Here is a 21,312-nt window from a genome sequence, read left to right as displayed (position 1 = left end):
CCAGTCAAATCGTTGAACGGATGCGAATCTTGAAACTGGACGCATTGGGCCCGGCATGCAGCAGCACGCGATACGTTCCTGCGGCGGGGATCGCCGGGAAGCGGCAGCTCGAGTTGAACTCGCCGCCAAGCGTGCAGGTCTCCAGCACCTGGCCCGTCGGACTCAGCAGCTGCATCGTGAACGGGTCCTCCGACCGCGGCGCAGGCGAGGTGGTGACCTCGCTCAGGACCGCGCCCAGGCGCTGCCCGGACGTGGCAACGAACGAGTGCTCGAACAGGCGTCCGGGGCTCAAGGCCACCGCCACCGCGTCGGCATCGACCACGAGCGAGCCGGTCAGCGCCCGGTTGACGAACAGCGTCACCTGGCCGGTGTTGGCTTCATGAGGGTCGACCAGCAGCGTGAAGGTGCCCGTGTCGGCGGCCACGCCCAGATCCACGAACCCGCTGGAAGACGACTCCTTGCTGAACATGCGATTGCCGAGCAGCCTGGAACCGTCCGGGTTCTCGACGTGCAGGTAGCTCCAGTAGCCGGAGATCGTGGCGTCGCGCCAGGCCAGGGAGAGATGCTGGCCCGAACTCGCCTTGAAGGTGTAGCGGCCGTTCTGGCCCGGGCGAGAACTGTCGAAGACGGTCGCCGTGTCGGCGTTCGGCGTCATTTCGGCCGACAGGTCCTTGGACAGCATCAGGCTGAAGCTGGCAGAGTTGGCCGCGGTGGGCCTGGCGATCACCGAGTAGGTGCCCGCCTGCACCAGCGTCGGGATGACACAGGCGCCATCGCGCGAATAGCTGCTGCAGTCCTTGACCATCCGGCCACTCGGGTCGTAGACGCGCAGGCTGACACCGCTCTGCGACGGGACCAGCACGAGGCCGGTCACGCCGATGCCGAGGTTCTGCCCCACCTTGCCGGTGAACTCATAGCGACCGCCCTGCCCGGTCTTGAGCGACACGGCCCGGCTCGAACCGTCGATCACGAGCGTCGCCTCGTCCTGCGTCGGCACGGCCACTTTGACCTGGCCCGTGCCGGTGGTCAGTGGATCGATGAGCACGGTGTATGTCCCCGTGTCGGTCAGCGTGCCGAGGTCGAGGATCCCGTTCGGGCCCGCCGCGCCCAGGTGGTGGCTGGCCAGCCGCGTCCCATCCGGCTTGTAGACGTACAGGTAGCTCCAGTAGCCCGGGAACGTGGCCTCGGTCCAGACGACGCTCGTCGCCTGGCCCGCCGTCCCGCTGAAGGTGTAGCGGCCGTTCTGGCCTGCCCGTTCGGTGGCAAACAAGGTGGGGGCGTCAGGATCGCGGGAGACCTCCCCGCCCGCGTCGTTCGACAAGACCAGGCCGAGGGCAGCCGAACCGCCCCGGGCCGGTTCGACTTCGACGACATGCTTGCCCGCCACCAACAGCGGCCCGATATCGCAAGAAAAATCGGTCGCCGAGTTGCCGCAATCCTTGATCAGCCTCTCGTTGGGGTCGACGACCCGGACCGCGACGGTGCCGTTCGCCGGCGTGGTGGTGATACCGGTGATGCCCAGCCCCAGACGCTGTCCCTTGGCCCCTGTGAACGAGTACCGCCCGGCCTGGCCGGACAGCAGGCTGACCGGCGTAGCCGCGCCATCGACGGCGACCGTTCCGGTGGCGTTCTCCCGCACCGAGACCGTCACCTGGCCGGCGTTCGTCCTGAGCGGGTCGATGAAGACGGTGTGGTTGCCGCTCATCACCAGCGTCCCCAGCTCGAGTGCACCGTTGGGCAGGCTGTCGGCCGAGAAATAGCTGCTCGCAACAAGCACGCCGTCGGGTCGGTACACGCGCAGGTAGCTGTAGTTGCCGGGAATCGTCGCGTCCGTCCAGGCGATCGTGGTTCTGCGCCCTTCGGTGCCGGTGAAGGTGAACCTGCCGTTCTGGCCGGGTCGCGCCGCGTCGAACCGGACACCTGCGCCGTTCATCGCCAGCGCAGCCACCGAGTCGGTGCTGAGCGTCAGCGTCGCGGTCGCCGAAGATCCTGCGGACGGCTGCACGGCCACCGTGTAAGTGCCGGTCGACGGCAGTGGCCCGAAGTCGCAGCTGTAAGCCGTGCTGTCGGTGCCGCATTCGGCCAGCGTGGTGATGTTGTCCGGCCGCTTGATGAACACGCGCAGCCGCTGGTTGGCAGGTGCCGAGACGATGTTCGTGACCCCGAGCCCGAGCCGCTGGCCGGCCGTGGCGCTAAAGGTGTACAGGTGGGTCTGGCCCACCGGCACGTCGACGCCCAGCGGCGCCCCGTTGACCGCGATGCTGCCGTTCGGTGTCTGCGTGCCGGGATCGGTGACCCCGGTGTTGACGACCTTCAGGCGCAACTGGCCGGTCGCCGAACGGAAAGGATCGACGACGACCTGGTAGCTGCCGGTGGCCGGCAGGTTGTTGACGACCAGGGTGGGCGGCGAGTAGCCCGCGCCAGCGTTCGCACGCGCCAGTTCGGAGCCATCCGGTGCGAGCACGGAGATGACCGTCCAGGTGCCCGTGATGGTCACATCGCTGATGGGAATGCTGTAGTTCTTGCCTCTTTCACCGGCGAAGGTGTAGCGGCCGTTCTGGCCTGCCCGGCTGGTCGAGAAGGTCGTTGGCACGCCGGCGTCGACGACCAGCGTATCGGTCAGATCGCGCGACAGCGACAGGTTCAGGGTCGCGGCGACCGTGCCCCTCGGATCGATCCGAACGACATACGTCCCTGTCGAAGGCAAGGTCGGGAAGTCGCATTCGGCATCGGTCGCGGTGTTGCCGCAGTCGGCGATCAGCGCCCCTGTCGGCCCGTACAGCCTGGCGGCAATGTCACCGCCTGCGGGCGTGGTGGCCACGCCGGCCAGGCCCAGCCCGAGTTGCTGACCTGCACTGCCGCTGAAGCTGTACTGACCGTTCTGCCCGGCCAGCAGACTCACCGGCGTCGGTGCGCCATCGAGGACGAGCGTGCCGGAGACCGTCTCCGTCAGGGCCAGCTTGACTTCGCCCGTGGCTGCGCGGAAGGGATCGACGACCACGGCGTAGTTGCCGGTGGACGGCGCGTTGACAACGTCGATCGCGGGCGGGGCGTAGCCGGCGCCGGCGAAGCCGGAGGCGAGCTCGGCACCGTCGGGCGCAAAGACGGTCACCACGGTCCAGGTGCCGGCGATCGTGATATCGCTGATCGCGATGGTGTAGTTCTTGCCGGCCTTGCCGGCGAAGGTGTAGCGCCCGTTCTGGCCAGCGCGGCTGGTGCTGAAGGTCGTGGGCGTCGGCGAATCCACCGTCAGCGTGCCGGCCACGTCGCTCGACAAGGTCAGGGTCAGGGCCGTGGCGTAGCCCCCCCTGCCGTCGACCTTGAGCGTGTACGTCCCCGAGGCCGGCAACGCCGGGAAATCGCACTCGAAGTCGGTCGAGCCCGAGCCGCAGTCGGCGACCACGGCGCCAGTCGGGCCGTGCAGCTTGACGGCCACGTCGCCACCTGCGGGTGTCGTGGCCACGCCCGAAACGCCCAGGCCCAGGCGACGGCCTGCCACGCCGGCGAAGGTGTACTGCCCGTTCTGGCCCGCCAGCAGGTTGACTGAAGTCGGCGCCCCGTCGATCGTGAGGCTGCCAGCGGCGGTTTCCGCCAGCGCGAGACGCAGCTGACCGGTGGCCGCACGGAACGGGTCGACAAAGACGCTGTAGGTGCCGGTTGCAGGAACGTTGGAGACATCCACGGCGGGTGGCGGATAGCCCGCGCCGGTGTAGCCCTGGGCCAGTTCCGTGCCGTCCGGCGCATGGACGGTGACGTTGGTCCAGGTGCCGGGGATGGTGACGTCGCTCAGCGCGATGCTGTAGTTCCGGCCCGTCGTGCCGCTGAAGGTGTAGCGGCCGTTCTGGCCCGGACGGGTCGTGTTGAAGGTCGTCGGGGACGGGGCATTGACGACCAGCTTGTCGGCGATGTCGGCCGACAGCGTCAGGGTCATCGCGGCCGCATGGATGCCCGCCGGATCGACCTTGACCGAGTACTTCCCTTGCACCGGCAGCGGCGGGAAGTCGCACTCGGTGTCGGACGTGGCGGCTCCGCAGTCGGCCACCAGGGCCCCGGTCGGGCCGTAGAGCCTGACGTGGACCGACCCGCCGGCGGGTGTCGTGCTCAGCCCGGACAGACCCAAGCCCAGTCGCCGGTCGGCCGCGCCGGTGAACGTGTAGACACCGTTCTGCCCCGGCAGCAGGCTCAGGGCCGCAGGCGCACCGTCGATGGCCAGGCTGCCGGCTGCAGGCTCTCTCAGCGCGAGCTTGACCTGCCCCGCGCCGGCACGATAGGGATCGACGAAGACCGTGTAGGTGCCGGTGGTCGGCACATTGACGACATCAACCGTCGGTGGCGTGTGGCCGGCCCCCACGTAGCCATAGACCAGTTCGGCACCGTTCGGCGCCAGCACGCGGACGTACGTCCACGTTCCGGGGATGGTCACGTCACTGAGGGCGATGCCGTAGCTGTTGCCGACGCTGCCGGCAAAGGTGTAGCGCCCGTTCTGCCCCGCGCGGGCCGCCGTGAACGTGACCGGATCGGCGTTGGGCACGAGTGCGGAGCCGCCGTCCGTGCTGAGCACCAGGTTGAAGCTTGCCGAATGGGCGCTGTCCGCCCGGACCAGCACCTGGTAGGTCCCGCTCTGTGGCAACGAAGAAAGGTTGCAGCTGCCGTCGCCATATCGCGCCTCCACCGAGGTGCATTTCGGATCGATGGCCGTCCCGTCCGGCGCCCTGAGCAGCACGGAAACCGTGCCGTTGCCATCGGCCGGCAGCCCGGTGAAACCAGAGAAACCCAGGCCGAAGCTGCGGCCCGCGACCGCGTCGAACAGGTATTGGGCGTACTTGCCCGCCGCCAGGTCGGCGACGGCCACCGGCGCACCATCGGGCTGGATCCGCCCTCGCTCCTGGATGTCCGCCGAACTGATGCCGGAGGGCGTCACGAAGAAGTCGGCTGAACTGGTGGCACTGCCCGAGGGCGTCCTGACGGTGAATTTCCCGGAAGTAGCCTGCGCCGGCACGACGACCTGGAGCTTGGTCGACGTGGCCGTCGTGACGGCGGACGCGCGGCCGTTCAACAGCACCAGGTCGTTGGCTTTGTCCGGGTCGAATCGGGTTCCGGTCAGGGTCACGGCCGTCCCTGCATCCCCGAAGGTCGGCGTGAAACTCGTGATCTTTGGCGCGGCGCCCGGTGCGGCACCGACGACGAATGCCGCCGCGGACGAGACGGTGTTCGTCCCGACCTTGACCGAAACCGGACCGGTCGTCGCATCGGCCGGTACTGTCACCGTCAAGGTGTTGGCCGTCGCTGCAGTCACCATGGCGACCGTGCCGTTGAAGCGGACGGTGTTGCTGGCCGGCGTGGTGCTGAATCCGCCGCCGTGCAGTGTCACGGACGTGCCCGCCGGACCGACCGCCGGGGAGAACTCGCCCAGCCACAGTTCGTTCACCGCGAACTGCTTGATCGACTTGATGTTGCCGGCCCGGTCGTACTCGTACCGCGCGCTGCCGCCGTTCGCGTCCACCACGCCCACGAGCCGACCGGCACGGTCGTACACGTACTGGACATCACCAGCCCAGGCCACTGAGCCGGCGCAGAGGATGGCGACCACGGCCAGCTTCTCCAGCAGCCGCGCTCCGGCGTCCAGCCCGAGGGATCCGCCGCGGACAACGGGCAGTGCACGATCCATCCTGGCCGACCGACGCGGAAACAACCCGCCCACCTGCCGCCACGCACTCGCAATGACCTGGTGCATTCGCCCCTGCCTCCTCACTTGGACACGCGCACCCAGGCCCCCCGCCAGGCGGGCGCGGTGCTGCGCGCCGTTCATTTCGTCTGCTGCGAAGAGGCCACGCCGCACCCTCTTCGCACAGGAAGATTCACGTTTTCACAGGGGGCCCAATGCGCACCTGCCAGCCTGGCCATGGCCTTCGCGGGCGCGTCTCCTCCCGGTTTTTTGTCGTCGCGGCCCAAGGCGCTCCGACCATTCGTTACGGCGCGATGTTAGGTAGGCCAAACCGCAGTCGGCAATTTACGTTACCGACCGTTTCATTCGGGTCCGCACGCCAGCGCGTCATCCAGCGCGTTCCCTCATCTAACAAGGCATCAGGGTTGACAGGTGCATCGGGACCTTGGCCCGAACCCTTCAGCTCAAAGGTTCGGCCGCGGCGGCCGAGTGTCGCCACATCAGCCCAAGCAATCGGGCGACTTCACGCAGCAACAGCTCGCGGTCGACCGGTTTGGGCAGGAATGTCGAGGCCGGCAGGTCCGGCACCGCGCGCATGTCCGCCGCATCGACCGACGCCGACACGATGATGATCGGCACCGCGCGCAGCGATTCGATCTGGCGTATCGCGGCCATCGCCTGGCGTCCGTCCATGACCGGCATCGCGATGTCCATCACAATCAGGTCCGGGTTGATTGCCCGGGCGCGTTCCACGGCCCGCCGGCCGTCGGCCGCTTCGTCGATCTCGAAACCCAGCGGCAGCAGCAGGTCGCGCATCACCAGCCGATTGGCGGCCAGGTCGTCGACGATCAGGACGCGCTTGCGCGGCCCCTCGTAGCCCACGATTTCCGCCTCGGCCGTGGCGGTGGCTGTTGCGGGCGGCACGACGCGAAACTCCAGCTCGAATGAAAACACCGTGCCTCGCCCCAACTCGCTGGCCACCTGGATGTCGCCCCCCATCAGCTGCACCAACTGACGGCTGATGGCCAAGCCCAGGCCGGTGCCGACCGTGCGCCGGCGCGCATCGCCCGTCTGCTCGAAAGGCTGGAAGACCTTCTCCAGTTGGTCCTGCGGCATGCCGACGCCGGTGTCGCGCACCTCGAAGCGCAGCACGGCGTGGTGACGCACGGCTTCACCCACGCGGTGCACGCCCAACACGACCTCGCCCCGGTCGGTGAACTTCACCGCATTGCTCAGCAGGTTCAGCAAGACCTGCCGGAGCCGCTTCTCGTCGGCCAGCACGGTCGGCGGCACATCGGGCCCCACGTCGACCCGGAACACCAACCCGGCCTGGTCCGATTTGACGCGGATGATGTCCGACGTGACGCGCAGGCATTCGAGAAGGGACATGCCGTCCAGGCAGAGCTCGAGCTTGCCGGCGTCGTGCTTGGCCAGGTCGAGCAGGTCGTTGATCAACGCCAGCAGGTGCTCGCCGCTGCGGCGGATGGTCTCGGCCGCCAACGCCTGCCGCTCGGACAAGGACGTGTCCAGCTCCAGGATCTGCGCGTAGCCCAGCACCCCATTCAACGGCGTACGCAGCTCATGGCTCATCGTCGCCAGGAACGCCGCCTGGGCGGCGCGCGCTGCCACCGCCGCATCGCGTGCAGCGATCAGGTGTTGCTCGGCCTCCTTGCGCAATGTGGCGTCGCGGATCACCAGCACGATCAGGTCGCCGGCGCGGCCGGCCACCCGGTTCAGCGACGCCTCGACCGGGATGTGGCACCCGCCGCCGCTGCGCGCCGTGGCGTCGAGCGTCACGCCCGGCAAGGTCGGCGCCTGCCAGTCGAGGCCGGGTATCAGCTCTTCGCCTGGAAGGCCGGTGGCCTCGGCCTGGCGCAACCCGAACATTCGCTCGGCCGCCCGGTTCAGCTGCCTCACCCGGCCGGCCTGCAGCACGACGATGCTGTCGGCCGTGTTGTCGATGATCGCGGCCAGGCGCTGCTGCTCTTCCTCCAGCCGCGCCTGGGTCAGCGCCAGCTGGCGCCGGTCGCGCAGAAACTGTTCGACCGCGCGCGCCATCTGGCCCACTTCGTCGTCGCCGTGCACGGCCGCCAGCGTCGATGTCGGCAACGCCTGCACGTCGACGTCGACGCTGCGCAGGGTGAGGCTGACCTGCTGCAAACGCGCCAGCACGTGTCGGCCCAGCAGGCGCCGCGCAATCAGCCAGGCGCCCAGCAGGCTGAAGGCCAGCCAGCCGACGACCCACCACGCGCTGACGTGTGAGGCGTCGACCACCCGCTGCACGGCCGCCTGATAGGCCCGCGTCAGCTGGTCGGACTGTGTGCGTGCGGCGCCGACCATCGCCAAGGCGTGGGCCTGCATCTCGTCGCGGTAGCTGGCCAGTGCCACCGCCCTCACCTCCGGAGCGCCGCCCATCGACGCATCCCCGCGCACGTGGCTGATCACATGGGCGGAGTTGCGGAACAGCTGGCTGGCCATGTGCAGGTCGAGCACCGAAGCATCGTCGCTGACGGCGAGCCGTGCCGTCAGTTGGTCCAGCTCGTCGAGCTTGCGCAGGATCTGCTCGTAATGGCGCCGCACGGCCGGGCCGGTTTCGGCCGCCACCATGCGGTCCGACAACAACTGGATCTGCTGCGTGTGCTGCTGCAGGTCCTGCGCCACCTCGACCAGCGCCAGCCGCTCTTGCGACACCTGGCGCGCCGCGTCGCCGGTGGCACGAAGCGCATAGACCGCCGTCACGCCACCGGCCACCACCAGGGCGCCCATGGCCATCAGCGCGGCGGCGAACTGCCCCTGCAGCGAGTGCGGCATCCAGCGGTCCAGCCGCCCGGCCGGGGGCGGCTGAACAGGGCCGTCGGTAGCGGGCCGGCGCGGCATGGGTCAGCGGCCCTTCCAGATGCGCAAGTAGGCTTCGCGGTAGCCGTTGGCCGGGTCGTACACCTGGCGTGCCCCCCCTTCGGTGGCTATGTTGGCCGCGTTGATCAGGTGGACCGGCGCGATGAACCTGCTGACCGCCTGGCCGTGCATCAGCCGGTTCAACTCGTCGACGACCTGCCAACCCTGCATGTTCAAGGGTTCGGCCACGGTGCCGGTCTGGTACGAGCCGGCGCGAATCCGCATGAAGGCCGGCGCACTGCCATCGCCGGCCGACAGCAGGCTGATGCCGGCGTTCGGCACGCCCATCGACATCAGCGTCGGCACGGCATAGTCGAAGTAGATGTCGTTGATCGCCAGCGCGTGCGTCCAGCGGCTGCCATGGCGCGCCAGCAGTTCCCGCGTCACCGTCGGCATGCGCGACGCCGCCTCGGAAATCGCGACATCGCGGACTTCGAGCAACGCGCAGCCGCCGCACCGGCGGATGACGGCCGCCATCGCTTCGGACTTCGCGGTGGCGATCCGGAAGCGTGAATCGGTGAAGACCACCACCCCGGCTTGCCCTGCGGACTGCACCACGGCCGCCATCGCGGTGGTGCGGGCCACGGCCAGCGGGTCGGTGGTCACGTTGGTCGCCACCGGCGTGCCCTCGACTGGCCCGGCCTCGGCCGCCGCATGCCAGCCGACCACCGGTGGCAGGCGATCGCCGCCCTCCTTCAGCGCCGACAACAGTTCGTAGGCGTCGGAGCCGCAGATCGCCAAGCCGTCCGGCCGCCCGGCCAGCGCGTCGGCCACCGCCCGCTTGCGCCCGGCGGGCGTGCCACCCGCGTCGTAGACTCGGACCGCCCACCCGATCTCGCGCGCCGCCTCGCGGATGCCCTGCGCCACGCTCAGCACGCCGCCGTTGCGCAGGTCCTCTGCCAGCACGGCCACGGTCTTGCCGGGCTGCGCGCTCGGGCCCGCGACGGGCCCGCTCCATCGGGTGGAAGGGCGCGTGGCCTGCTCGACCACCGCTTTTGCCGATTCGAGAGAAAACGTTTCCGCCAAAGAGCCTGGCGCAGGCGACACACCGGCCAGCAGCACGCCAACCAGCGGCAACACCGAACGCCAACGCCCGCAGCAAACCCCACCCAGGCGACTCAACGTGTTCTCCTCGCCACGCCACGAGATGGCGGGGCCAGCCTGTGCGGCTCCCTGGCTCGCAGGATAGCGCCGCTCACCAGGGCGCGGCAAGCCGCCGGGCAGGGCCCATGCACGGGTCCGTCAGAACCCCGGGCACTCTGATTGCTCCGCCCCTCGCCATGGGCGTCACCCGCCGGGCTCGGCGACCCGTTCAAGTCAAAGCTTTTCTTGCGGAGGGGTTTCTGCCCATGTCGAACATGCTTGATCAGTCGCCCGCTTCCCGGGCTCGACTGCCCAAGGCGGCCACCGGTATCGCGGGGCTGGACGAGATCACCGGCGGCGGGCTGCCACGCGGACGGCCGACGCTGGTCTGCGGCAGCGCCGGTTGTGGCAAAACCATGCTGGCGGCCGAGTTCCTGGTCCGCGGCGCGGTCGAACAGGGCGAGCCCGGCGTCTTCATGATGTTCGAGGAAAGTGCGGCGGAGCTGACGGCCAACATGCGCTCGATCGGCTTCGACCTCGACGACTTGCAGCGCCGCAAGCTGCTCGTGCTCGACCATGTGCACATCGAGCGCACCGAGATCCAGGAGACCGGAGAGTACGATCTGGAGGGCCTGTTCATCCGCCTCGGCCACGCCATCGACACGATCGGCGCCAAGCGGGTGGTTCTGGACACCGTCGAGGCGTTGTTCTCGGGGCTGCCCAACCACGCGGTGTTGCGTGCCGAGTTGCGACGCCTGTTCCGCTGGCTGAAAGACCGCGGCATGACGGCCGTGATCACCGGCGAGCGCGGCGAAAGCTCGTTGACCCGCTTCGGCCTCGAAGAGTACGTGGCCGACTGCGTGATCATCCTGGACCACCGGATCGTCGAACAGGTCTCGACCCGCCGGCTGCGCGTGGTCAAGTACCGCGGGTCGGCGCATGGCACCAACGAGTACCCGTTCCTGATCGGCGCAAAAGGCCTGTCGGTGCTGCCGATCACCTCGCTGCAACTCGACCACGAAGCACTCGATGACCGCGTCTCGACCGGGGTCGCCGGGCTGGACGCCATGCTGGGCAGCCAGGGTGTGTTCCGCGGCAGCAGCGTGCTGGTTTCCGGCTCGCCGGGCACCGGCAAGAGCACACTGGGCGCAAGCTTCGCCGAGGCCGCCTGCGCGCGCGGTGAAAGAGCGCTGTACTTCGCGTACGAGGAATCGGCCAGCCAGCTGTTCCGCAACATGCGCTCGATCGGCATCGACCTGGCCCGCTGGCAGCGCGACAACCTGCTGCACGTGCATGCTTCGCGCCCGACCCTGCACGGGCTGGAGCAGCACCTGGTGCAGATGTACGAGCTGGTGCGCGAGCTCAAGCCCCGCGTGGTCGTCGTCGACCCGATCAGCAACCTGTCGATCGAGAGCAACGACGCCGCGCTCAAGCCCACGCTGATGCGGTTGATCGATTTCCTCAAGCACCGGGGCGTGACGGCCATGTTCACCAGCCTCACCTCCGACTCGGAGGGGTCACAGGCCGACTCCGAAGTCGGCGTGTCGTCGTTGATGGACACCTGGCTGCTGCTGACCAACCATGAGCACAACAGCGAACGCATACGCACGCTGCAGGTGCTGAAGTCGCGCGGCATGGCGCATTCGAACCAGGTGCGCGAGTTCGTGATGAGCGCCCACGGGGTCGACCTGATCGATGTGTATGTGTCCGGCAACCAGGTGCTGACCGGCTCTGCCCGCGTGCGCGCCACCCGCAACGTGCAGACCGGCGCGCCGAGCGCCGGCAAAGGCAAATGATGACCAGCTTCTCCCCCTGCCTGATGCCCAGCGCGGCCCCCCCGCCCGCCAGCGAGGCGCCCACGCCGGAATGGCAACTGAAACTTTATGTGGCTGGCCAGACCGCCAAGTCGATCGCCGCGCTCGAGAACCTCCAGCGTGTCTGCGAGACCCACCTGGCCGGCCGTTACCAGATCGAGGTGATCGACCTGCTGGTGAACCCGCGCCTGGCCGCGGGCGACCAGATCCTGGCGGTGCCCACGCTGGTACGCAAGGTGCCCGAGCCGATACGCAAGATCATCGGCGACCTGTCCAACGAAGAGCGAGTGCTCGTCGGGTTGGATGTGCGGCCCTTGATGAAGTAGCCCATGCTTCATCATCGGCTCTGTCTCTATGTCGTCGGTACCACACCGTCTTCGTCCCGCGCCATCGTCAACGTGCGCAAGCTCTGCGAAGAACACCTGGAAAGCGGCTACGACCTGCAGGTGGTCGACATCTCGCAAAACCCGTCGATCGCATCGCAGGCCCAGGTCATCGCCGCGCCCACCCTGGTCCGTGAGTTGCCGCCGCCGGAGCGCCGCTTCATCGGCGACATGTCGGACACCGCGCGCCTGCTGTCCGGCCTGGGGCTCACCGCGCCGCCGGCGCCTGAAACCACGTAGCCGATGCCACCCATGAAAGACGACGCCTGCCCGCCCCCCCACGGCAAGGACTGCGCAAGCCTGCTCGCCGAGATCAGTGCACTTCGGATGCGTCTGGAGGAGGCGGAAGAAACACTGCGCGCGATCCGCGGGGGCGAGGTGGACGCGCTGGTGGTGGGCGACCGGCTGTACGTGCTGGAAGGCGTCGAAGCGGCGTCGAACCGGTTCCGCAGCGAGGTGATTGCCCAGATCGACGACGCGGTGATCGCGGTCGACAACGAACAGCGCGTGACCTACATGAACGAAGCCGCCGCGCGGCAGTATGGCGTGGCCGTGTCGCACGCGCTGGGCCGGCCTTTGCCGGCGCTGTATGACTACCGCTGGCTCGACCCCGCCGATGCGCAGGCGGCGGCCACCGCGCTCGCCCGCACCGGCTCTTGGCGCGGGCGTAATGTGCACGTCAAGCACTCGGGCGAGCAGATCCATGTCGAGTCGACCGTCACGGTGACGCGCGACAACGCCGGCGAACCGACCGGGCTGCTCGCGGTGGTGCGCGATGTCAGCGAGCGGGTCAAGGTAGAGGCAGCCCTGGAAGACGCCGACCGCCGCAAGGACGAATTCCTCGCGACGCTGGCGCACGAACTGCGCAACCCGCTGGCGCCGATCCGCAATGCGCTGCAGATGATGCAGATCGCGCCGGACACCGACATCCACGCCGAAGCGCACGGCATCATCGAGCGGCAGCTCAAGCAGATGGTGCACCTGGTCGACGATCTGCTCGACGTGAGCCGCATCAGCCAGGGCAAGGTCGAACTGCGGCGCGAACACGTGGACCTGGTCAGCGCGATCCAGGCCGCGATCGAAACCAGCAAGCCGCTGATTGCGGCCGGGCGGCATGAGTTGACGGTGCGGCTGCCTGCGCCGCGCACGCTGATCGTCGATGGCGACCTCACCCGGCTGACCCAGATCATCGCCAACCTGATGAACAACGCCGCCAAGTACACGCCGGAAGGCGGGCACATCACGCTGTCGGCCGAGCGCGACGGCGAGCAGGTCGCCATCCAGGTATGCGACTCGGGCATCGGCATCCCGCGCGACATGCTGCCGCGGGTGTTCGACCTGTTCGCGCAGGTCGATCGTTCACTCGAGCGTGCGCAAGGCGGGCTGGGCATCGGCCTGGCACTGGTGCGCAAGCTCGCCGAGATGCACGGCGGCAGCGTGGACGTCGACAGCGACGGCGCGAACCGCGGCTGCACCTTCACCGTGCGGCTGCCGCTCCTGCACGCGCCCGCCGACCGTGATGCCGATGCGGCAGGCCCGCTGCCGCGTGGGGTGGCCAACGACATCCGCGTGCTGGTCGTCGACGACAACATCGACAGCGCGCAAAGCATGTCGCTGCTGCTGTCGATGCTCGGCTACAGCACCCGCACGGCGCATGACGGGCTGGAGGCAGTGCGCGCGGCCGGCGCCTACCAGCCCCAGGCCGTGATCCTCGACATCGGCCTGCCCAAGCTGAGCGGGCTCGACGCAGCGCGGCGCATCCGCGAGCAGGCATGGGGGCAGGAGATGCTGCTGATCGCGCTCAGCGGCTGGGGCCAGGACGAAGATCGCCAGAGAACGCGCCAGGCCGGCTTCGACCACCACTTCGTCAAGCCGGTGGCGGTCGACGCGCTGATCCAGGTGCTGGCCGAGGTTCAGGCGGTGCATTCGCCGTGCGAATAGGCCGTTATCACTAAAGCATTGCTTGCGTCGCAGCGAAGCGCCCCGCACAGTTGGGCTTCCCCGCCACTTCGACTGCGCCCCCCATGACCAAACCCGCCCCCGGCGCGCCGCGCCTGAAGGTTCCGCTGCGGCCCGCCGATGTCCGCGGGCTGTCGCGCCTGGGCGTGGATGCCGTGGTCGGCGTCACGGACCTCGTCGAGACGATGCACCACACGATCGCGTCGGTCAGCGGGATCACCGGCAGGGCGCCCGACGGTCGGCCTTCAGGCATCACCGGCTTCGTCTACCGCGCGGTGCGCGGCACCGCACGCACGGTAGGCCAAGGCCTGGACGTACTGTGGGGCGCGCTGCCGTTCGACACCGCCACCTCCACCCCTGAGCGCGAAGCGTTCGTCGCGGCGCTGAACGGCGTCTGGGGCGACCACTTGGTCGACACCGGCAACCCGCTGGCCATCCCGATGTCACTTCGCATCGGTGGTCGGCCGTACCGGCAAGCCCTGGCCAACGCCCGCCCCACCGGCAAGCTGCTGGTGTTGGTGCATGGCCTGGCGATGAACGATCTGCAGTGGTCGCGCCGCGGGCACGACCACGGCCAGGCGCTGGCGCGCGATCTGGGCTTCACCCCCGTCTACCTGCACTACAACAGCGGCCTGCATGTGTCGCAGAACGGGCGCGCGTTCGCAGCGCTGCTCGACGACCTGGTGGCCGACTGGCCGGTGCCGGTGGACGAGCTGGTGATCGTCTGCCACAGCATGGGCGGGCTGGTCACCCGCAGCGCCTGCAGCGTGGCGGAGGGTCGTCCGTGGATGGCCGCGCTGCGCAAGCTCGTCTTCCTCGGCACGCCACACCATGGCGCACCGCTCGAACGCGGTGGCCGGCTCGTCGACACGCTGCTGGGCGTCAGCCCGTACGTGGCGCCATTCGCCCGCCTGGGCAAGACACGCAGCGCCGGCATCACCGACCTGCGCTTCGGCAACCTGCAAGACGCCGACTGGCAGCACCGCGATCGCCACGCCCAGAAGCAGGACGACCGGCGGCCCACACCGCTGCCTGATGGCGTGCAATGCTTCCTCGTCGCCGCCACCACCTCCGCCCAGAGCACGGGGCTGCGCAGTGCCATGCTGGGCGATGGGCTGGTGCCGGTAGCCAGCGCATTGGGGGTGCACCGCGATCCGAAGCTCGCATTGAACGTGCCCCAGAGCCACCAGATGGTCGTCACCGCCGCCAACCACTGGGACCTGCTCAGCCGCGGCGACGTCTACCAGCAGATCCGCACGTGGCTGACCTGACAGCTCTCAGCGACCATCGGTCGTGAACGGTTGAGGGGGTGCGCCAAGCGGCTCGCTGTCCAGGCGTTCGTATTCGGCGATCACCTGGGCGCCGAGCAGCAACAGCGTCGCGCCGATCTCCAGGCTCAGCAACACGGCAATCGCCGTCGTCAGCGAGCCGTAGACCGCGCTGATCTGCGACAGCGTGGCGAAGTACCAGACCAGCACGCGCCGCGAGACCTCCCACAGCAGCGCCGCGACCACCGCCCCCACGAGCGCATGGCGCCACGACAACCGGCCGACCGGCATCACCATGTAGATCGAGGCCAGCACGAACACCTCGCCTCCAAAGCCGACAAGGTAGAGCAGCACCCGCGACAGGCCGGTCATCGACCACTCGCGGCCCAGCAGCCGCAGCTCCTCGTCGCCCATGGCCTGCAGGCCGCCCGCCACCAGCGTCACAAGCAGCAACCCCAGGCCCAGGCAGAAGATGTAGCCATACGGGATCAGCGCCGACACCATGAAGTGCCGGCGGCGGATCGCGACGCGGTGGTGGAAGATCACCGACATCGCGTTCTCGAGCACCGTGAACGCAAGCGAGCTGAAAAACAGCATCGTGACCAGCAGCAGCCAACCGATCACGTCGCGGTGCGCCAGGAAACGGGCGAGCTCGGCGACGATCGTCTCGGACTGCCCCGGCACCAGCCATTCGAGGTAGCGGCCGACGGTCTGCAACAGCTCGGCCTGGTCCACCACGTGCGACAACGCGATCGCCGTGATGATCAGCAGCGGCACGATCGACAACAGCGCGTAGTACGCAACCGCACCAGCCAGCAACAGGCCCTGGTTGGCGCGAAAGGCCTTGAGCGTGCGCAAAACGAACGCGACCGGATGGCGCGCGAGCTGCCACGCGGCATCGTGCGGACGGCTTCCACTCAACGCCACACCGGCGCGCTGCCACGGCCGCGACGGGCCGGGGGACGGCGCCGCGAGGTGATCAGGTTCCTGCAGTTCATGGGTCAGGGGCAGCAAGCCGTGTGCCGGAAAGTTTGTACCGGTCAGAGACGTTCCACCAGCGCAAGAAGTTGCGCCAGCAGCCTACGCTACCAGCTCCATGCGCGCCGACAGGGCCGACGAGCGCGCCCGCAAGAAAGTCCACAGCTGCGCCGGGTAGTCCGGCTGAACCGCCGACGACACCGAAGGTCGTCGTGCCAGCGAGCCTCGCCAGCGATCGAGCCTGGGCAAGCCTGCGAAGAAGCCGAAATCGTCGATCGCATCGAAGGCGTCGAAGTAGCGAAAGACCGGCCCGAACACTGCGTCGACCAGGCTGAAGCGCTCGCCCGCGAAGTACGGACCTTCGCCGAGCACCGGGTCCAGTTGCCGCAGCCGCGCGCGAATGTCCTGCGCGCGGGCCTGCAGGCTGGCTTCGTCAGGCGCCGAGTAGAAGGCCCCGATCGTGTTCAGCAGCGCGGAGCCGAACTCCATCCATCCGCGGTGTCGGGCACGCTGCAGCGCATCGACCGGGTGCAGGCGCTGGCCACGGGTCTCGTCCAGGTACTCGCAGATCACCGCCGATTCGAACAAAGCCTGGTCGCCCACCTGCAGCACGGGCGTCTTGCCGAGCGGCGAGATGGCGAGGAACCAGGCCGGCTTGTGCGCCAGGTCGATGTCGCGCCGCTCGAAGGCGATGCCCTTCTCCGCCAACACGATGGCGGCACGCTGCACATACGGGCACAGCACATGCGACACCAGGGTCAACGGCGTGCTCATCGCCCCCCCTGCGCGAAACGCGGTGCCAGCAGCGAGCTGCGCCGGATCACCAGCGCACCATCACCCAGCAGCCACAGAGCGAGCGAAGCGAAGACCAGGAACACCGGGTACTCCCAGCCGCCGTTCGGGCTGGTGAAGACCCAGCCGTTGGGCATGTGCACCCAGGCCGCAGCGACCATGATGGGCACCAGGGCCAACGCCACCTGGCGGGCGTAGATACCCAGCACCAGGGCCAAGCCGCCGAGCAGCTCCGCCGCGAAGACCGGGTAGGCCAGAAAGCCCGGCAACCCGACGCTGTCGAAGAACTGCGCTGTGCCCGGCAGCGTGAAGACGAGCCACTTCAGCAGCGCGTGGGCAAGCCACATCACGCCCAGGCTGAGGCGCAACAAGGTGATGCCGAGGGGAGCGGTGGCGGCGGGGTCGGACGTGGTCATGGGCGCTTCTCCAAGATTTCCCAGGGTTGATCGATGGCCGGACTGTAGGATTGCAGACTTGCCATGAAAACTGGCACGATGGCAAACCATGAATGCACGACTGCAATACCAACTGACCGCGACGGATCTCGAGGTCGTGCTCGCGATGGTCCGCACCGGCACCTTGGCCGAGGCGGGCGAGCGACTGGGCGTGGATGCATCGACCGTGTTTCGCGGCTTGCAGCGCATCGAGCGCGGCCTCGGGCAGGCCCTGTTCGAGCGCTCGCGCACCGGCTATGCCGCCAACGAACTCGCGCTGTCGCTGGCTGATCAAGCCGAGCAGGTGGAGGCTGCTCTGGAAGCGGCACGCTCGGCCGCGCAACTGCTACCGGAGCAGGTCTCAGGCACCGTGCGCATCACGACGACGGACACGGTCCTGCATGCACTCGTCGCACCGGCGCTGGCGGACCTGCATGGCCGGCACCCGCGCCTGAGCTACGAATTGCATGCCGGCAATGAACTGGCCAGCCTGACCCGGCGCGACGCCGACATCGCCGTGCGGGCCACCAAGCGCCCGCCGCAGCACCTGGTCGGCAAGCTCATCGGGCCGGTGCGCGTGGCGCTGTACGCCAGCGCCAAAGGGCCGGTCAAACGATGGGCGGACGTCACGGCAGGCAAAGCCGCATGGGTCGCACCGGACGACGCCCTGCCCGAGCATCCGTCGGTCGTCTGGCGCAAGCGCCATTTTCCCAAGGTGGTGCCCAGCTACCGCGTCAACAGCATCCTGACGGTGATGGAACTGATTGCGCTCGGCTTGGCGGTGGGCGTGCTGCCGTTGTTCCTGGCCGGCCGGCGTCGAGACCTGCGCCAGCTGACTGAAAGCCTCGACGATGCCCAGACCGACCTGTGGCTGCTGACGCACCCTGAATCGCGCCATCTGCGCCGAGTGGCCACGGTGTACAGCCACCTGACGCAAACACTGGTGCTGGACTGACGGCGAATCACGCCGTCACGGCCCCACGGCGGTGGCGACACCTGCCTGAGGCATTTGGGCCAGCGGTCACCGAAGCTTTCAACCGGCCTGATTGATTGCCTCGGCGACTGCGGCTCGTTCAGCGCCGCACCTTGCCGTACTCCGCGAGCATGGTCAGGTCGACGAAGGTCGATCCGGTGTGCTTGCGCGGCCCGAAGCTGACGTTGAAGCCGCCAAAGCCGGTGTCGATCGACTCCAGCGCCGTGACGAAGGCCTCGGCCCCATTGCCGCCTCGCATGCGCTTCAAACCTTCGCAGAACACCTTCGCCGCCAAATAGCCTTCCATGCTGGAGTAGTTCGGCTCGGCCCCGGCGGTGCGGCTCGCCGCCAGGTACTCTCGCGACAGGCCGGACACCGCGGCAAACGGATAAGGCACCACCTGGCTGACCACCACGCCGCGGCTGTCGGGGCCCAGCTCGTCCGCCAGGGCCTTGGTGCCGACGAACGAGACGTTGTAGAAGGTGCCGCCGTAGCCCGCGCGGCGGGCCTCGCGGATGAACGCCGCGCACGAGCGGTAGGCGCTGATCTGCACAACGGCGTCGGGCCGCTCCTTGACGATCGCCGCCACCGCGTCGCCCACGGCCACCGTGTTGCGCTCCACCGTACCGAGTGCCGCGGGCTTGAGGTTGCGCGCCTCCAAGGCGCGGGTGACACCCGCCAGGCCGGCCTTGCCGTAGCTGTCGTTCTGGTAGAACACGGCGATCTTGCCCATCCCCAACGACGTCACGTGCTTGACGATCTCGGCGGTCTCGTCGAAGTAAGACGCACGGACGTGGAAGGCGTAGCGGCTGAACGGCTCACGCAACCCCTGCGCACCGGTGAAGGGCGCGAAGAACGGGACACGCGCCTCGTTCGCCAGCGGCAATGCCATCAGGCTGGTGGGCGTTCCGACATAGCCGAAGAGCGCAAACACCCCGGCGTCGATCAGCTTCTTGGTATTGGCTTCGCAGCGATCAGGCTCATACCCGTCGTCCAGTGTCTGCAGCTCGATGGTCCGCCCGTCGATGCCACCAGCCGCATTCACCGCATCGAAATATGTTCGGGCGCCGAGGTTCATCTGGATGCCCAATTGCGCCGCCGGTCCGGTGAACGCGGCCGACTGCCCCAGCACGAGCCGGTTGCCGCTGCCAAGCGCCCTCAAGCCCGTGCCGCACAAAAGGCTGGCCGCCACCCCTTGCAGGGTTTGTCGCCGTGTCCAGGTTCGTCCATTCATGTGTCGCCCTCACGCACATCGGTGTATGCAATGGCTCAAGGGCAGACTGATCGGAAGTGCCCCGCCACGACGCCGCCATTAGTAACACCCGGTTTCAGATTCGTCGAGACGGGTTCGTGAGCGCGGTGTGAACTTGTTGTCCCCCGTTGCGCGATGCCGGCCCCCTTCGTGAACTCGTCAACGCGGGATCAACAGGCGCCTCGGGTCCGGCGCATACTGCACGCCCGAACGGAGGCCCCTTCCCGATGCGAATCCTTTTCTCGATCGCCGGCCTGCTGGTCGTGCTGGCCATCATCGGCTTCACGGTGAAGCAACAGCTGAATGCCCTGGCACCACCCCCGGCGCCGGAGACCACGGCACCGGCCGACACCGATGCGACCGCGCCCTTCACCGAGATCCCCACCTCGGCGCCGCAGCAACGCGTGCAGCAAGTGCAAGGGGAAATCCAGCGGGCTTTGGAGCAAGGCGCCGCCCGCGCTTCTGAAGCAGAACGCTGACCCCTGCTCCACCTGTACGCCATGCCCGACGGCGGGCTCTACGGCACCGGCTCCCTCGCCAGCTTGTTCAACCAAGCAGCACCCGCGACAGCGAGCTGAATGTCGGCGGCATGCTGTTTCGCATCGGGCCTTGAAGGCCGCCGATTGACGTCGAAGTCAGCTTTTCGATCGAGGCCGCCAATCAGTGCGGGCTGCCTGAAACCCCGCTGGCATTGGCATGCACCACGGTCATGGTCATCGGCAGGCGTGTGGATGACACACCCGACCCGAAGCATCACATTCCCCGGTCGAAGGCCACGGCTGAGGGGAACTCATGGCGGATCCAGAGAAGCAAGAAGGCGCAGGGCCACTCGGTCGAATGCAGGGCTTTGTTGCGTTCCTCAGCGCGGTTGTTGGAGTTGTGGCCGCGATCCAGGCTGTCGGTTCGAAAGCGGACGCGGATCGATCTGCACAGGCGGCCGAAGAGTCCAAGCACGAATTGGATCGACGCGCCAACGACAGAGCCGACCGCGACACGAACGCCAAGTACGACGCGATCGCCTATGAGGCAGTCGTCAAGGTGCTGGAGATAGACCGTTCGAAGACTGCTGGCACGGTCGCCGAGAAACGCGAGCGCGCGGTGATGGCACTCGTCGCCGCCACGGCCAGTGAACCAATGAAGGTTGCACTATTCGACGTGGTCAGCACCGGGAACAACGTGACCCCGGCGGTGAAGGAAGACGCGACCAAGGCTGCCAACTTCTTGCGTGAAGTCGGCAGCCTGGCGAACGACTCCGCTGCGGCTGCAACAAGCAAGGAATCAACCAAGCCTGTCTCGCCCAACGACTCACCAACATCTCTCAGGGACTATCGCGTCGTGGTCTTCTACTGCCAGGCGCCCGATCAGAAGATCGTCGGAGTTCAGCGTCAGGCGGCCGAGCGTCTGGTGCAAGAGATGAGGGCAATCGGCGCATCCAGTGCATTGCAGATGACATGGGACATCAAGGAACTGCCCGAGGTCTTGAACGCATCGCCAGGCTACGGCATTCGAACAAACCAGATCCGCTTCAACCCTGCAGAGGGTGAGGAGGCGCCCAGCGTCGCATTGAAGTCATTGCTCGAAGGTTCAAACACGCTGAAGTCGGGCAACGTGCAGTTGGAGCGGCAGATTGTTCGCAAGCAGACGCCCAACTACTTGAGCGTTTTCTTGTGTGGCCTCAGCACGTGAGGTCGGCTCGGCCACACCAAGCACGGCGGTCCATTCCGACGTTAGTCGTACCAACCCACCCCGCGCAGACCCCGATTTCCCCAAATCGCTCAGGGCCTAAATTCCCGCGTTGCGCTGCGGTTGGGTGATC

15 protein-coding genes are annotated in these 21,312 nt (G+C 67.9%); 8 read left to right on the top strand and 7 right to left on the bottom strand.

What is annotated here, in order from left to right; genetic code table 11:
- Positions 1-4: 4 nt before the first annotated feature.
- The 3 genes from VFY73_RS02150 to VFY73_RS02140 form a co-directional block, all read right to left on the bottom strand.
- Complete coding sequence (locus VFY73_RS02150; RefSeq protein ID WP_329716259.1) at positions 5-5,668, bottom strand: IPT/TIG domain-containing protein; 5,664 nt, start codon at positions 5,666-5,668, stop codon at positions 5-7.
- 456 nt (positions 5,669-6,124) lie between these two features.
- Positions 6,125-8,476, bottom strand: a complete 2,352-nt coding sequence (locus VFY73_RS02145) for an ATP-binding protein (protein WP_329716258.1) — start codon at positions 8,474-8,476, stop codon at positions 6,125-6,127.
- Positions 8,477-8,545: 69 nt separating this feature from the next.
- Positions 8,546-9,640 carry a substrate-binding domain-containing protein gene (locus tag VFY73_RS02140; RefSeq protein ID WP_414654374.1) on the bottom strand — a complete coding sequence of 365 codons (1,095 nt, stop codon included), beginning with the start codon at positions 9,638-9,640 and terminating at the stop codon, positions 8,546-8,548.
- Between the two features lie 269 nt (positions 9,641-9,909).
- Here VFY73_RS02140 and kaiC point away from each other — a divergent pair, with 269 nt between their 5' ends.
- From kaiC to VFY73_RS02115, 5 genes are all read left to right on the top strand, one after another.
- On the top strand, positions 9,910-11,439 hold the full coding sequence (gene kaiC, locus VFY73_RS02135) for a circadian clock protein KaiC (protein WP_329716257.1): 1,530 nt from the start codon (positions 9,910-9,912) through the stop codon (positions 11,437-11,439).
- Entirely contained in the window at positions 11,439-11,783 is a 345-nt protein-coding gene (locus VFY73_RS02130) for a circadian clock KaiB family protein (RefSeq protein ID WP_329716256.1), read from the top strand. The genes kaiC and VFY73_RS02130 overlap by 1 nt, the downstream gene beginning before the upstream one ends.
- Positions 11,784-11,786: 3 nt before the next feature.
- Complete coding sequence (locus tag VFY73_RS02125) at positions 11,787-12,080, top strand: circadian clock KaiB family protein (RefSeq protein WP_329716255.1); 294 nt, start codon at positions 11,787-11,789, stop codon at positions 12,078-12,080.
- A 12-nt stretch (positions 12,081-12,092) separates the two neighbouring features.
- Positions 12,093-13,781, top strand: coding sequence for a hybrid sensor histidine kinase/response regulator (locus VFY73_RS02120; RefSeq protein WP_329716254.1), 1,689 nt, complete (start codon positions 12,093-12,095; stop codon positions 13,779-13,781).
- An 83-nt stretch (positions 13,782-13,864) separates the two neighbouring features.
- Entirely contained in the window at positions 13,865-15,070 is a 1,206-nt protein-coding gene (locus VFY73_RS02115) for an alpha/beta hydrolase (RefSeq protein WP_329716253.1), read from the top strand.
- 6 nt (positions 15,071-15,076) lie between these two features.
- Here the strand turns inward: VFY73_RS02115 and VFY73_RS02110 are convergent, their stop codons facing one another.
- The 3 genes from VFY73_RS02110 to VFY73_RS02100 form a co-directional block, all read right to left on the bottom strand.
- On the bottom strand, positions 15,077-15,988 hold the full coding sequence (locus tag VFY73_RS02110; RefSeq protein WP_414654373.1) for a YihY/virulence factor BrkB family protein: 912 nt from the start codon (positions 15,986-15,988) through the stop codon (positions 15,077-15,079).
- Between the two features lie 159 nt (positions 15,989-16,147).
- Complete coding sequence (locus VFY73_RS02105; protein ID WP_329716252.1) at positions 16,148-16,819, bottom strand: glutathione S-transferase family protein; 672 nt, start codon at positions 16,817-16,819, stop codon at positions 16,148-16,150.
- Positions 16,816-17,253, bottom strand: a complete 438-nt coding sequence (locus VFY73_RS02100) for a DoxX family protein (RefSeq protein WP_329716251.1) — start codon at positions 17,251-17,253, stop codon at positions 16,816-16,818. The genes VFY73_RS02105 and VFY73_RS02100 overlap by 4 nt, the downstream gene beginning before the upstream one ends.
- 88 nt (positions 17,254-17,341) lie before the next feature.
- On the opposite strand from VFY73_RS02100, the gene VFY73_RS02095 reads away from it, so the two are divergent.
- Positions 17,342-18,226, top strand: a complete 885-nt coding sequence (locus VFY73_RS02095; RefSeq protein WP_329716250.1) for a LysR family transcriptional regulator — start codon at positions 17,342-17,344, stop codon at positions 18,224-18,226.
- A gap of 118 nt (positions 18,227-18,344) precedes the next feature.
- On the opposite strand, the gene VFY73_RS02090 is transcribed toward VFY73_RS02095, so the two are convergent.
- On the bottom strand, positions 18,345-19,478 hold the full coding sequence (locus tag VFY73_RS02090; RefSeq protein ID WP_329716249.1) for an ABC transporter substrate-binding protein: 1,134 nt from the start codon (positions 19,476-19,478) through the stop codon (positions 18,345-18,347).
- Between the two features lie 245 nt (positions 19,479-19,723).
- Here VFY73_RS02090 and VFY73_RS02085 point away from each other — a divergent pair, with 245 nt between their 5' ends.
- Positions 19,724-19,975, top strand: coding sequence for a hypothetical protein (locus tag VFY73_RS02085; protein WP_329716248.1), 252 nt, complete (start codon positions 19,724-19,726; stop codon positions 19,973-19,975).
- Between the two features lie 313 nt (positions 19,976-20,288).
- A complete protein-coding gene (locus tag VFY73_RS02080; protein WP_329716247.1) occupies positions 20,289-21,182 on the top strand; it encodes a hypothetical protein in 894 nt (297 codons plus the stop codon).
- Positions 21,183-21,312: the final 130 nt, after the last annotated feature.

Source organism: Ideonella sp. (assembly GCF_036277275.1).
Classification (GTDB): domain Bacteria; phylum Pseudomonadota; class Gammaproteobacteria; order Burkholderiales; family Burkholderiaceae_C; genus Ideonella.
The sequence above is the reverse complement of the archived record's forward strand: the minus strand, read 5'-3'. Positions and strand labels throughout refer to the sequence as shown.

What these genes read in the sequence shown, in the direction of transcription:
- VFY73_RS02130 (WP_329716256.1), top strand. Translation starts at nt 11,439, where the DNA reads ATGACCAGCTTCTCCCCCTGCCTGATGCCCAGCGCGGCCCCCCCGCCC.
- VFY73_RS02080 (WP_329716247.1), top strand. Translation starts at nt 20,289, where the DNA reads ATGGCGGATCCAGAGAAGCAAGAAGGCGCAGGGCCACTCGGTCGAATG.
- VFY73_RS02115 (WP_329716253.1), top strand. Translation starts at nt 13,865, where the DNA reads ATGACCAAACCCGCCCCCGGCGCGCCGCGCCTGAAGGTTCCGCTGCGG.
- VFY73_RS02100 (WP_329716251.1), bottom strand. Translation starts at nt 17,253, where the DNA reads ATGACCACGTCCGACCCCGCCGCCACCGCTCCCCTCGGCATCACCTTG.
- VFY73_RS02120 (WP_329716254.1), top strand. Translation starts at nt 12,093, where the DNA reads ATGAAAGACGACGCCTGCCCGCCCCCCCACGGCAAGGACTGCGCAAGC.
- VFY73_RS02085 (WP_329716248.1), top strand. Translation starts at nt 19,724, where the DNA reads ATGCGAATCCTTTTCTCGATCGCCGGCCTGCTGGTCGTGCTGGCCATC.
- kaiC (WP_329716257.1), top strand. Translation starts at nt 9,910, where the DNA reads ATGTCGAACATGCTTGATCAGTCGCCCGCTTCCCGGGCTCGACTGCCC.
- VFY73_RS02105 (WP_329716252.1), bottom strand. Translation starts at nt 16,819, where the DNA reads ATGAGCACGCCGTTGACCCTGGTGTCGCATGTGCTGTGCCCGTATGTG.
- VFY73_RS02090 (WP_329716249.1), bottom strand. Translation starts at nt 19,478, where the DNA reads ATGAATGGACGAACCTGGACACGGCGACAAACCCTGCAAGGGGTGGCG.
- VFY73_RS02125 (WP_329716255.1), top strand. Translation starts at nt 11,787, where the DNA reads ATGCTTCATCATCGGCTCTGTCTCTATGTCGTCGGTACCACACCGTCT.
- VFY73_RS02145 (WP_329716258.1), bottom strand. Translation starts at nt 8,476, where the DNA reads ATGCCGCACTCGCTGCAGGGGCAGTTCGCCGCCGCGCTGATGGCCATG.
- VFY73_RS02095 (WP_329716250.1), top strand. Translation starts at nt 17,342, where the DNA reads ATGAATGCACGACTGCAATACCAACTGACCGCGACGGATCTCGAGGTC.
- VFY73_RS02150 (WP_329716259.1), bottom strand. Translation starts at nt 5,668, where the DNA reads ATGGATCGTGCACTGCCCGTTGTCCGCGGCGGATCCCTCGGGCTGGAC.